The organism is Staphylococcus succinus, assembly GCF_029024945.1.
Classification (GTDB): domain Bacteria; phylum Bacillota; class Bacilli; order Staphylococcales; family Staphylococcaceae; genus Staphylococcus; species Staphylococcus succinus.
Window position 1 is genome coordinate 2,533,004 of sequence record NZ_CP118976.1, and the last position, 13,657, is coordinate 2,546,660.

The window sequence follows — 13,657 nt, forward strand, 5'->3', positions numbered from 1 at the left end:
TATTATTTTCTAGTCTTATCTTCGTCTTCACGAATTACGATGTAACGGATGATATCGTCTGAAATTTTAGCTAAACGTTGGAATTCGTCAGTAGCTTCATTGTCTTCAGTTTGGATACGTACGATATTGTAGTAACCTTCGCTGAAATCATTAATTTCATAAGCTAAACGGCGTTTGCCCCAATCTTTAGCTTCTAATACCTCTGAACCATTAGTACCTAAAATTCCGTTGAAACGTTCAACAACAGCTTTTTTAGCATCTTCCTCAATGTTCGGACGAACGATGTACATAACTTCATATGTTCTCATTTTATAATTGCACCTCCTTGTGGTCTATGCGGCTCGTCATCAATTGCGACAAGCAAGGAATAATTTTCATTACTCACAATCAAGAATTATAGCATAGGGTATTACATTTTACAATGATTATCGACACACCAAAAAACAAATATTTTATAATGTTTCATATGAAACATTATAATTTGCAATCCAAAATACTTTTCCTTTTACAACCTTAAATTTAGAACTATGAATACATTTATACTTCTATAATAGTAGAGAATGTATTTTTATTTATTTTTTACACCATTTAAATTAAATAAAAATTTAATATCTTTCAAGGCAAGGTTGCTAAATCACTTTAATTCTAATAGCATATCAACTATGTTCAGTTTTTATATTTTTCTTTATTTCGTCATTAGCCACATTCGCATAATATCAAACATATCAAAGGAGTAAATTATGGTTTCTACAATTAAAAAAAGTTTAGTCTCATTGAGTGTTATTCTCGCTTCAACTTTCACTTTCCACTCAGCCCAAGCTGCTGAAAATACTACAAGCGAAAAAGGTACCATGGGTTACGGTTATCAGAAGTACATAGAGAAACATCCTGAAAAATTTTCAAAACAAAAAGCAACAGGTGATTCGAATAACATCAAACCTGAAGCAGGAGCAACATCAAATGGCGAACGTATCCTGGATATCTCTGAATGGCAAGGTGATTTAACTGCTAATCAAGTCAAAGACCTAAAAGCCAATTATGATTTTATTATTATTCGTGCTCAATATGGTTCAGAAAAAGTCGATGCAACTTTAGAACATAACTCTGCTTTATTAGATGAATACAATATGAAATTCGGCGTCTATTCTTATAGTATGTATGAAAACCCAGATGATGCGCGCTATGAGGCACAAACTTTATATAATCGTGCTCCAAAAGCGAGCTTCTACATTAATGACTTTGAGCAAAATTTTGTAACATCTGGCACTACAGATGAAAGTACATCTGCATGGTATGATGAAATGAAGGGATTAGCAGGAAATAAGAAAGTCCTATTTTATTCTTACGAAAACTTCATGACTCAACATGCTTCCAATTCTGTGGGCGACTATGATGGTTTTTGGATTGCAAATTACAATCCAGATGAACCAACTCGCGAACACGTATTATGGCAGTATACAGATTCCTATCATTCACCTGAATTAGACCAAAATGTAGATGCAAATTATACAGGGCCAGGTGTAAACCCAGACTGGTTTACTTCTTAAAACTCATAAAAAAGAATGCATTCTAAAATAAAAAAAGTCCTATCCGATTTTGAAAATCGGATAGGACTTTTTTATCAATCATACTACTTAGGTTAGAAATAAAACCATATCATCTCAATTAATCTTATTGGTTAAACATTAAATCTAAAGTGTACGACGTCTCCATCTTTCATAATGTACTCTTTACCTTCCAAGCGTTGTTTACCCGCTTCTTTGGCACCATTTTCACCATCATATGCTACATAATCCTCATAGCTCGTCACTTCGGCACGTATAAAGCCTCTCTCAAAGTCTGTATGGATGATACCAGCACATTGTGGGGCTGTCATACCTTTTATAAATGTCCACGCACGTACTTCTTGTACGCCAGCTGTGAAATAGGTTGCTAAACCTAATAAATCATATGTTGTACGAATTAAACGGTCTAACCCTGGTTCTTCAATACCTAAATCTTCTAAGAACATTTCTCTATCTTCGTCATCTAAGGTAGCAATTTCTTCTTCTATTTTCGCACTAATAACGATAACTTCAGATTCTTCCGCATCTGCATATTCGCGGATTTTTTTAACTTTTTCATTATCTTCATCGCCAATTTCATCTTCTCCAACATTAGCTATATAGAGCATTTCTTTAGATGTTAATAATTGTGCTTGATTTACATATTTTTGGTCTTCTTCCGTAAATTCTAATCCTCTCACAGGTTGACCTTCTTCTAATGCTTCTTTGATTCTAGTTAAAATGCGCACTTCATTAACTGAATCTGGATCTTTTTGTCTTGCCATTTTTTCAACTTTAGGTAATCTTTTTTCTACAGATTCTAAGTCGGCTAATACTAATTCCATATTAATCACTTCGATATCATCAATCGGATCTACACGTCCAGAAACATGTGTGACATTGTCATCTTCGAATGCACGCACGACCTGACAAATCGCATCTACTTCACGGATATGGGACAAGAATTTATTTCCTAGCCCTTCACCTTTAGATGCACCCTTTACTATTCCTGCAATATCAGTAAACTCAAATGTTGTCGGGAGTGTTTTCTTTGGTTGTACCATTTCAGTTAGAACATTCAATCTGCTATCCGGTACTTCCACGATACCTACGTTTGGATCAATTGTTGCGAATGGGTAGTTTGCTGCAAGCGCACCTGCTTTTGTAATTGCATTGAAAAGTGTAGATTTACCTACGTTAGGTAAACCGACAATACCTGCTGTTAAAGCCATTTATTCATTCTCCTTATTTTCAGTATCTTGATGTGATACTAATATTTTTTTTAATTTTTTATTAAATGTTTGTCTTGGAATCATAATACTTCTTTGACAATTTTCACATTTTATCCGGATGTCTGCACCTACGCGAATGATTTTAAAACGATTCGTACCACATGCATGTTGTTTTTTCATCTCTACAATATCATTTAAACCGTAATTAGATGTCATTCTATCACACCTCCGAAACCCTATACGTTATTTTGTTGGTTAGGATCATATTGTACCATCATAGGTTGTGGCACTTTGATTTCTTCCAATTTGAATAATTTTAAAATTTCTTTCCTTAAAATCCTTGCACCAGCTGCACCTTCACCAGGTATTGTTTCTGCAGATATACTCAACATGATCTCATCTCTCGTAATTGAATTAATACCAATGACTTGTGGATTTGATATAAATAAATAGTATTTAGAGCGTAATGCTTCAAAGTGTGGGTTTAAAATACTTTCAACTTGTTCCACATCTTCATTCACAGAAATAGGAATTTCTACAATAGCTTCGCCATTCGTTACCGAATAGTTTGTAATCTCACCCATACTACCGTTCGGCAATGTCGTTAATTCACCTGTAATTGTATTAATTCGAGTAGACCTTAAACCTATTGATTTCACAGTACCTTCTGCCACTGTTGTACCAGCGCTATTAATTTTAACATAATCACCTACGTCAAATTGATTCTCAAAAATAATAAAGAAACCTGTAATGATATCCTTCACAACTGTCTGTGCACCAAACCCAACAGCTAAACCTACAACACCAGCACTTGCAATGATACCTTCAACACTGATACCAAATTTACTTAACACTGTTGTCAACACTATAAACCATACTACATATGATACTACATTTTGAATGAGTGATACTAATGTTTTTGAACGTTTTTTATTTGCCTTTTTACCCTTATTTTGAATTTTAAAGAATTGCTCTATTCCCTTATTAATAAAACGCAAGACTATCCACGCAACTATGATATATACAACAATCATAACGATGTTAGAAACTAGCGTTTGATATGTTTCCGGCTTCATTAAAGGTTCTATTAATGAATAAAAGATACTTTTAACTTGATTCAATTCTATTTCCTCCTTAAAACGAGACACATTATTATTCTATGATAACTATTTTTTCTATGAAACAAATCCAACTTTAGCTCTAATTGTTCTATAATAAAAGGATATCCTTATCAAACTATCTCACTAGATTCTATAAATTTCAAACGTTCATTATTTTATATTAATTATGCACATTGAGCAACAAATTTAAGTGTTTATTTTAAAATCAACACCATAAACTATTGTAATTTATAAATTCTCTCACACAGCGCTTCTTACAATATGCTATATGACCTCAAATAAAAAAGACAAAAGAAAAAGAACCATAATTAAAAATTATGATTCTTTAACACCCAGTCAGTAATATTACTATATATAACAACTAGAACACAAGTGTTTACAAAATCATATTATTTATCATTTATGAACAAACTTCTTAAAACTAAATGATAGACAAGTTACTTTTAACATTCTAATCAATTTATTTATATTGTATATTTAGTTAATTATTTTAATACAAAATTATATTTTGATTAATTAAAAATATTAACAGTTTGGCATAAAATATAAACATCCAGGGATTTTCCAACACATTCCCTCTCAATAGTTGTAATATTCTGATAAAGGAGATGTGACATACGATTCACTATAGATAGTATGCCTTTAAATATCTTGATCATTTTCAAGCTACATCTTCAATATAGTTCTAAACGCCAAAGGAGGGAAACCAACATGGAATTATTATCATTAGTATCATTATTACTTAAATTATTAGGATAGTATATCCAATAGTGTTTATATCATAGTATTAAATACCTCAACGTTTGCATTACATAAATACTGATACAACATACTATGACGTTCTATAAACAAACACTTAAATTCAAACGTTTCATCATTATAAATAAACGCACGCACTAAGAGCTCTAATTAAAAATTATGATTCTTTAACACCCTATTATTTATATAACATTAGTCTTTTTAGTACATAACGTTTCCTAATACCTATAAGTAACAAGCACTTACTGACCCTTACATCGGTAAGTGCATTTTTTATACAGCATTTATCTTTAACGCTTCAAAAATTAATGGTACTTAACTATTGTATCGTTTTTAATATGTAAAAATATCCCTCAGTTTATTGAAGCAACTTCAATAAACTGAGGGATATTATTTTATAATGACTTATGTTCTTCTGAGAATTGTTTTTCTAAATCATTGTAAAGTTTAAAAATCATTACACGTTCACCTGTGCGTGAACTTAAGTCTGTATGGAAACTTTTAACTTGTTCACCTGTGACGGATAGTACGATATCATTAAGCGCTTCTATACCCGACTCCACTAATTTGGAACGTGTTTTTTTAATTGTTAATAAGCCTTCATTTGTTTCACAAACTTTGTATTCTGCTTGTGTTAATACGCCTTGTAAACTTACGATTATCATATCGCGCAATATATCTGTTTTTACAGAAAGAGATCCGCGGCCTAGGAAGTCTTTTTCCCATTGTGTAATTGCTTTGCTGATTTCAGACTCATAAGTGCCTTTAGTTGTTTTCATATCGTATGCATCTCCTGTAGAAGCAAATTTAATTTTACATAAGTTAGAAAAGTGTTATCAACAAAGATAACATTATCATTTATATATATTTTTCTCCACACTTCTTTACTAAATATTTAGAAGTAATGTTGCGCTTTTTAATTTTAAATGTATTTAATATTAGCTTGATTACTTTTTCTTAGTCATTACCAATCTTGCCATTGGCCAAATTCATCTACACTCGCAAGTCTGATCCATCCATTTTTGACTTTTTGTTGAAATGCTTGATTCTCTTCTAAAATCTGTGCAATCATTTGCTGAGGTGCTTGCACTATTACCAATAGTCTAATCGGCGAATGATACATTTTGTTATCAGACGACATAACCGATTGCCATGGTAAGCCAGTCATCAAATCACTTGCATTACCTTGCATTACCCCTATACCAGATGTTACAGTCTGTGTCGCTTTACTACCACTACCATAATAATGTGGTGCAACTGTAGAGGCATAATATTGCAAGTTAATCCACTGCGCCACGGTAGCTGGTCCACTGATAATAGTAGCTAAAATACTGCCATCTTTATCGTGCTGCCAATCGTAATTATGCAAAAACACCCGCCCTTGTAAATCACTATTTTTTGTTAATTCTCGTTGTCCAATAACAAATGCTGCATTTTTAGCAAGACCCCATTCTGGTCTCACCTCACTCCAATCATTCGTTAGGTTATGGACTTCGCTTACAGGATGCTTACGCGATGATGTATTGTGTGGTAATGTTGCCAAGCGTTTTTTGTTTGCTGAATAGCTAATAGCAGGCATAGCTGCTTTTATCATTTCAAATGACGACTGCGCCGCTTCATTTAATTCTGGTACATAAATCCAATCTAAATCATCTACAGAAGTCTTATGTTCTGCAGCTGTAAATACTGTAGATTCCGGAATAACAATACCTTCTTGCGCTAAACTATACCTCACCTCAGGCAAGTTACATAGTTGTGCTAATACTTTAGCATTAAAGCCACTTGCTGCCCCGCCACAAGCACCACAATCTAAGGCAGCGGCATACGGGTTGTTTGCACTGTGACTTCCGTGTCCACAAAATACAACTAAAGGCGCAAAATTGGATGTCAAATCCATTAATCGTAAGGCATCTCTCGTATAGGTTACCTTTTCTTCCTCAGTAAATCCCACAGGCAATCCATCTTCATAATGGTGTTTATGGTTAAGCGTTAACGTTGTATCATCTGGTTTATGTAACCATCTAGCGTAAAATTTACGCATCAAATGACCTGCATGCTTTGGCATAAAACTGCGTGAAAACATTTGTAACGTTAGCCAAGGACCACTGAGTTCAGGTAATAACAAACTTGGCAATGCATTTTGTTTCATTTTCTTGAATGTATAAGTAACTGATTCAAGTGTATGTTTACGCTGTTGAAATGCGGTTGGCTCTCGTTTTAAAGTGTATTCCTTAATTTTGTGAAGCGGCTGATTCATAATTGGAAGTGACGGGTGACTATGGTGGTTACCCAACTCACATTTCTCAATAGGTAGACCAAAGAATCCAGCTATACCTATTGTTTCAAAAGGTCCTGCGTGTTCAATTTGACGACGAAATGGTTCGGACCTCACGTCTATACAAAATGCCATTTGTACTTGGGTATGTTCATTTTGTTGCTGCTCTAATTGCTGTGGAACAATCATTTCTTTCATTTGATGATTATAAGTTGCTTCCCAAGCTTCTAACCAAAGTTTACGACAATCTCGCTGATTAAACTGCGTTGCAAACATAATATATTGCTTTTGTTCATATGAGTTAAGCATGCTCCATTCTTTTAGCGAAATGCCCCCCCACCTTAACCATGATAAGATACAGTCCTCTATTTGTATCGATGAACGTGTATCAGGTTGACTCACAGGTAAATACGGCTCTACCAAAGACCATTCCATACCTAAACGAATAGCTAGATAGGATAATAACAAACTATCTACATGCGTATTATTTTCTTCTTCCCACAATATCATACCCGCCCAACCTGGTAATGACAGTAAGTGGTTTTCGAGATATGTTTGTGTTTGTTCTTCGTTAATTTGTAATTTTGATAATACAACTTTAATTAATGCTTCTGGATGACTAGGCAAGTTTTTTAACCGTAGTCGTTGCGATTTCGTCAATGCTGGATCATGTTTAACCAACCGTTTCCATGCCGAGAACAATCCCCTCTCTCTATTTGGCATCGTCCAGCCTGATTGAGCATCATCAAAATAGAGTTTACACCATTTGATAATATGATAATCTACTGTATCAATGACTTTCTTGTTGTCTTTATCTAACACATAACTACTTACTAATGGGATTATAGTTTCAGATTCATTATTATCTATAAAGGATTCACTCAACTCACTTGATAATGCTTCAAGTTGGTGTCGCTCTGCTTTCGTCGCAATCAAAGGCTCTAACTTTAATGCGTTACGTCCAAACTGTTCTGCTTTTGCCTTAGGTATGACAATATTTGTCGCTTCTAACCATTGTGTAAATAGACCTGTTAACACACCTTCATCTATTTCACCTTGTTTTTTAGCTTCTAATATCGTTGCTACTGCTGGGTACATATCTACATCACGCGCTTTTTTCAAACCTTTTGCTACTTCGTCAAATGTCTTGTGTTCTAATTTTGACCAAGGGCTACGTGCCGCAAACACCGAAATGGGCGATAAAGGCACAATAACCTTACTTGCATTGCTAACACATGAAATAATATCAAAACTATCCATAGCCTGTTGTTGTGTCGTTTCTCTTGTTTCTCCCATTTTAGTGTCCTCCTTTTGAAATATATTTTTTTAAATAATTGGGATGACGTTCGACTGTCTCTGGTTTGGCATCACCTAAGCGCACAAGCCACAGATACATGATTGAAAAAGCAGTAGAAGAACGATGACGTGCCACCCAAGTACTCATTACACTACCGAGTAAGAGGATAATTGCAACAACTATAATTACAAATGTCGGTGGTTGCACGCTTTGGAACGAAATCGTATGCAATTCGACTGAGAAATAATGATGCACGAGATAATAAACCGAACCAACAACAATTAAGAGTACTAGGCCTATGATACGTCCAAATTTACCTTCACCAAATGCGACGAGTTGTGTCCAAGATACGGATAGTGACCAAGCCAATATCAATCCACTAACGATACGGTAACCTTCTTCTGGAGCACTTAACCAAAAACCTAAACCTATGAGCAATGCTAATACACGTCCGGATATTATCCACAGATAAGACATTCTTTCGTTAGCACGATTCGGCACACTAAAGTGACGGACTGCTGAACCTGAACGTAAAAAGAGCGTTGCTTTAAACAAACCATGTAAAATCAGATGGATAATCGCTGGTATATACGCCCCTAACGCACATTGGATTAACATGAAGCCCATTTGCCCTATCGTTGATCCAACTAAAAGACGTTTATAATCGGCATGCACTAAACTAATACCTGCTCCCATCAATACAGAAACACTTGCAAAAAATAGTAGGATGAGTGTAGCGATATCACCATTAAATAATGGTGAAAAACGTGTCAGCATAATCCCACCTGCATTTACAATACCTGCATGCATTATTGCTGATACTGGCGTAGGCGCAGCCACAGATTCTATCAACCATCTTTGAAATGGCCATTGCGCCGCTGGAATCATCACCGCCAATATGATGAGTAAATTAATGCCAAATCGTTCCCATCCATTTATTTGGCCTAAATTTGTATTGGTAAAGATGTCTATATACTGCCATTCTCCAGTAAGGCTAGCTATCCAAAGCACTGCAATTAATAAAGCTATCCAACTTAACAAGAATAGGTTTCTAGTAACCCTGGCAGCTGCCTTCGTCACTTTCCAAGCACTTGTCAAACTAATAAGTATAGTTAAACACGCTAATGTTAATCCCCAACTTATGACCATGATGCGTAAGTCTCCTGTTAACCATGCAATTGCTGCAAAACTTGTAGTCAAAGTAAATAAAGTGAAATATTTTCTATAACTACGATCTCCCATCAAATAACGCACACAATAACGCTGGATAATGACACCAATAATTAACACAAAGAATGACATTAACCAAGAGAGTACATCCGAATACCAAATACCGACCGCCATATTTTTATGGGCGAAGATAAGTCCAATAAATGCCACAAGTGGAGGAAGTGCTATGAACCAAATATGTATACGTACGTATAAAAGTGGTATACGTGAATTTAAAAAAACAAGTCCACTTATAATAGACATTAAAAGTGTGATAAAAAATATGATGAATAATATGGATACATTGAACGATGTAAGCATGTTGGCTTCCTCCTGTCTAAGAAATGATAATTTATTTAAGTCGGTACTAGTATTTAGTCCATTTGAACGTTAGGTTCATTAAAAAAAGCCAACAATACATAATAAATCATAGTTGATTTATTATCATTGTCGGCTTCATTACAACGCATTTCTATGCAAAATGTTTTGCTTTGCTACCCTATATTTACTTTTAAGCATTATATTTAAAGTTATGTTTTACATCATTAGCCGTATGATTTTTACTTTCTATGTTATATCGTCCACTTTTTCAAATTGCCAATATTTCTATTAACACTTTGCTAAAGCTCCAAACTCATAAAAAACAATACTCACTGACTATAATATTTTTTATTGAATGTTTATAATTTATAATTAATATTCGTGATTGTCAAGAATTTCACTTATCAAAGCCTAACTTGTTTACGTCAAAATTTCTGACGTATCACTACCATAAACACTTTAACGCATTAGTGTGATGGCTTTTTAGCATAATTTTTTTCTGTATAAAAGATTAAGCAAAGCGCCAAAATCCCAATAATTTCTATAATCGTTACTAAATAGATGTTTGTAATTAATAAACCAATGATTGTTGCGACGAAAATAAGTCCAATGTAGCGAATTTTATGTTTAATGACTGAACTGTGCAACATAGTATCTACAAATATCGCTAACAAAAATACACAAAAAGCAATTGTATAAACGTAAATTTCTGTTTCACTTAGTGGGTGACCTGCCAACACTTTATTCATCACTAAGAATATAAAATCTAATGTAAAGATAAGTACTAAGTGAAGGTAAGCACTTGCAAATCCAGTTGCAGCTTTATGTTGACAATTCAGGCTTTTTTTATAATGTAATGTGTAAATCATAAATAGACTAATGACCAAAATAAAATATACTAAATCTAATATTTCTATATGCTGTATATGAATATTATTAACAATCTGAACTATGCCCTCACCAAATAACAAAATGATAAATAAGCTTAAACGTTCTGAAAAATGGTCAAAGAATACCGGATTATCTTTTGATACTTTAAGGAATAATATTGGAAAAACAGCCATTATAACGATACCAATAAAATATATCCAAAAATTGACACCTTTCGGTAAATATAACGCTACTAATGATATAAAAATCATCATCACAGGCCCCGTTACATAAACCTTTACCAATTTGAATGTTACTGTTGTCGGATTCAGTTTATAGTTCATAAGATATTGAATAGCAATACTTAAAAAGATAACTGCTGAAATAATCACAAAGGGTTTAAATGTAACTTGAAAGTTTTCATTAATCGATTTAGAGAGTAATAGTATTAAAAACATATCTATAAACACAAATAAATATTGATACCACTTTTGTTCAAAAAAGCGATTTACCAATAATGTTCTATAAACCCATATCGCAAAAAATATCAGAAACATCATAAAGTTTTTTCCAAGACTTTCAATAGATGCTAGATTTTCAGACACACCTTCTACTGTTTGATTAATAGATGTAAACACAAATACAAATACAAGATCAAAGAACAGTTCTGACATACTAACTTCTTTCTTTTTCATAAACACACCTCTTACACTATTATTATAATCAACATAATTCACGTCATAGTTTACATATCCAAAATACTTATTTGGCTTCATTATGAGGTCAATTATATTATTGGTTTAACCTTTTCAAAATGACATTCCACTTAATTTAAACGTTGTGTAGAGAATGGCTTATCTAACGAAAAATAAGTAATTTCCTTCTTATTTAATAGCACTTCATTTAAATCCACTTGGAATACATCACTACTATTATATGGTTTGATGAAATACGAACGATGTTTACAATCCATCACACATTGGTATTGCGTATAATGTGCAATGCCATTTTCTGTTACAGCGCCTCTTGGTATGCTCACATTATCGAGGACTTTAAAGCAGTTATTTAAATTTTTAAATTCCTGCTCTGTATCTAATTCTAAATGATGACGTAAATAGGCGGCTCTTACAAAACGTTCTTCCGAAGTGAAACCACCAGGTAAACCATGCGTGCCCCCTTCTACACCAAGCGTACTGAATACTTTTTCGCCAAATTGCTTTTGTTGTCCGCTTACTGGTGATAAATGTACATGATTTCTTAAATTTTCTAAATGCCATTCTAATTTGGGATTATTAGTTAGTACATGCACTGGATTATCTTTGACTACAAGTAATCCATGATGAGGTTCAATTGAAATCGTCGCTCCAGTTTCATCAGTGATAATAAAGTGCAACGGTGGCACCTTACCTAATGCTTTATTTTCCAACGCCACAATATTGACTTGATCGACTTTTTCTTTCAACATGGCTATAGAATCATTGAAACCCAACACCCATAATATAAATTCCTCTGGAGCCATATTAAAATAATCTTTACGCAGTTCTTCAGCATAACTCGCCTCACCAGTAAAGTAATGATTTGATACTGCTAAACCATGTTCATTCACCCCATCACCAAAACGATACTTACCTACCATTACACCTGTACCTATAAAGCCATATTGCATTTGATGGATTCCTGCGATATCAAATTCCCAATGATAATGGGAAGGAACAGCAATAGGAATCCCATTAAATTCAAAATCAAAATCCATTGTCCTCGCTAAATAATTAACTTTCTGCGGAGATAATATAGAAAATCCTGTGCACATAAAACTGCCTCCAATATCTTCAATCTATTTAAATTATGTAATATCATTTTACGTTATCTCGAATTTTAGCACACACCATTCGCTACGACTATAGATACTCTTTGAGTAAAAAATTATAATGATTGCAATGATTTACTATAAATTTAGAAACCCTTTCTAATTCCTTATTATTCAAACCATAAATCATGATAATATTAGCAATAAACATTGGAGGTATACTAAGTTGGGAAAATTAATAAAACACAACTCATATGGCTTTAGATTCAAAGGAGATTATCAAGACAAGGTCGCTGGATTAAACGCCGTAGGTTACGAGTTGAGAAAAACACATGATTATTGTTGGCATGGTTGCAAACGTGGTGAAAAAGATATATACATTTTTCAATACACATTAAAAGGTAAAGGATCTATTCAAATCGAACACGAAACATTCAATTTAGAACCTGAAGATGCATTTTTAGTACATGTGCCAAGTAACCATTGCTACTATTTACCCAAAGATTCAAATGAATGGGAGTTTTTGTATTTTACAATATATGGCAAAGTAGCTGCTGAATTATTCCATCGTATCATGGATACCTATGGTCAAATATTAAAATTATCTATACATTCTGAACCAATCAAACATATCATAGATACTTTGGAAAAATTAGAGACCTTCGGTATCAATCATGGCTATGAAGCTTCGTCCTGTGCCTATACATTTATTATGAAATGCTTAGAACATGTGGAGTATGGTCATCAACAAGCCAATGACTTTCCTCTTCCAATCGTCAAAGCAATACAATTTATCGAAAAATATTATCACGAAGATATTTCATTAGATGATATTGTAAAGGCCTCCGACTTATCGAAATACCATTTCACTCGCCAATTTGGAATCATAGTGAAAGAAACACCTATTCATTACTTAACAAAAACTAGAATAAAACAGGCACTGCTTTTATTATCATCTAATGAGAAAAATATCGAATGTATTTCTCGTGAAGTTGGATATACTTCAAGCAATTATTTTAGTAAAGTTTTCAAAAAAATTGTTGGCGTCTCACCAAATCGTTATCGCAAAGAGAAAACAATTATGTCAGTAAATAAAATATTTATCGACTGATAGACAGCAATATATTACCCTTTTTTAATTTATTTACGATTGAATGTTACTTATAAAGCCACTAACCTATAGATAAGCTATAGCCGTTTGAAAAGGTGCAGATTCATTTAT

Annotated in this window: 11 protein-coding genes; 2 read left to right on the forward strand and 9 right to left on the reverse strand. The window is 33.6% G+C overall.

Translation table 11 applies throughout. The features are described 5' to 3' along the window. Nucleotides 1–2: 2 nt before the first annotated feature. Complete coding sequence (gene rpsF, locus PYW31_RS12215; protein WP_046836917.1) at nt 3–308, reverse strand: 30S ribosomal protein S6; 306 nt, start codon at nt 306–308, stop codon at nt 3–5. A gap of 432 nt (nt 309–740) precedes the next feature. Here rpsF and PYW31_RS12220 point away from each other — a divergent pair, with 432 nt between their 5' ends. Then, nucleotides 741–1,547: a GH25 family lysozyme gene (locus PYW31_RS12220; protein ID WP_046836918.1), complete on the forward strand. Its 807-nt coding sequence runs from the start codon at nt 741–743 to the stop codon at nt 1,545–1,547. Nucleotides 1,548–1,678: 131 nt separating this feature from the next. Here the strand turns inward: PYW31_RS12220 and ychF are convergent, their stop codons facing one another. The 8 genes from ychF to PYW31_RS12260 form a co-directional block, all read right to left on the reverse strand. Next, entirely contained in the window at nt 1,679–2,776 is a 1,098-nt protein-coding gene (gene ychF / locus PYW31_RS12225; RefSeq protein ID WP_046836919.1) for a redox-regulated ATPase YchF, read from the reverse strand. After that, a complete protein-coding gene (locus PYW31_RS12230; protein ID WP_046836920.1) occupies nt 2,777–2,992 on the reverse strand; it encodes a DUF951 domain-containing protein in 216 nt (71 codons plus the stop codon). 20 nt (nt 2,993–3,012) lie between these two features. Further along, a complete protein-coding gene (locus PYW31_RS12235) occupies nt 3,013–3,897 on the reverse strand; it encodes a mechanosensitive ion channel family protein (protein ID WP_046836921.1) in 885 nt (294 codons plus the stop codon). A gap of 1,154 nt (nt 3,898–5,051) precedes the next feature. Further along, the gene (locus tag PYW31_RS12240; RefSeq protein ID WP_046836922.1) at nt 5,052–5,435 is read right to left on the reverse strand and encodes a Na-translocating system protein MpsC family protein; all 384 of its coding nucleotides are present in this window, start codon (nt 5,433–5,435) and stop codon (nt 5,052–5,054) included. Nucleotides 5,436–5,620: 185 nt separating this feature from the next. Next, entirely contained in the window at nt 5,621–8,227 is a 2,607-nt protein-coding gene (locus PYW31_RS12245; protein WP_046836923.1) for a DUF2309 domain-containing protein, read from the reverse strand. A gap of 1 nt (nt 8,228) precedes the next feature. Further along, nucleotides 8,229–9,758: an NADH dehydrogenase subunit 5 gene (locus PYW31_RS12250; RefSeq protein WP_046836924.1), complete on the reverse strand. Its 1,530-nt coding sequence runs from the start codon at nt 9,756–9,758 to the stop codon at nt 8,229–8,231. A 467-nt stretch (nt 9,759–10,225) separates the two neighbouring features. Then, nucleotides 10,226–11,323, reverse strand: coding sequence for a low temperature requirement protein A (locus tag PYW31_RS12255; RefSeq protein WP_046836925.1), 1,098 nt, complete (start codon nt 11,321–11,323; stop codon nt 10,226–10,228). 131 nt (nt 11,324–11,454) lie between these two features. Further along, nucleotides 11,455–12,438 carry a choloylglycine hydrolase family protein gene (locus tag PYW31_RS12260; protein WP_046836926.1) on the reverse strand — a complete coding sequence of 328 codons (984 nt, stop codon included), beginning with the start codon at nt 12,436–12,438 and terminating at the stop codon, nt 11,455–11,457. A 223-nt stretch (nt 12,439–12,661) separates the two neighbouring features. Between PYW31_RS12260 and PYW31_RS12265 the strand changes: the two genes are divergently transcribed. Next, nucleotides 12,662–13,546, forward strand: coding sequence for a helix-turn-helix domain-containing protein (locus tag PYW31_RS12265; protein WP_046836927.1), 885 nt, complete (start codon nt 12,662–12,664; stop codon nt 13,544–13,546). The last annotated feature ends 111 nt before the right edge of the window (nt 13,547–13,657 follow it).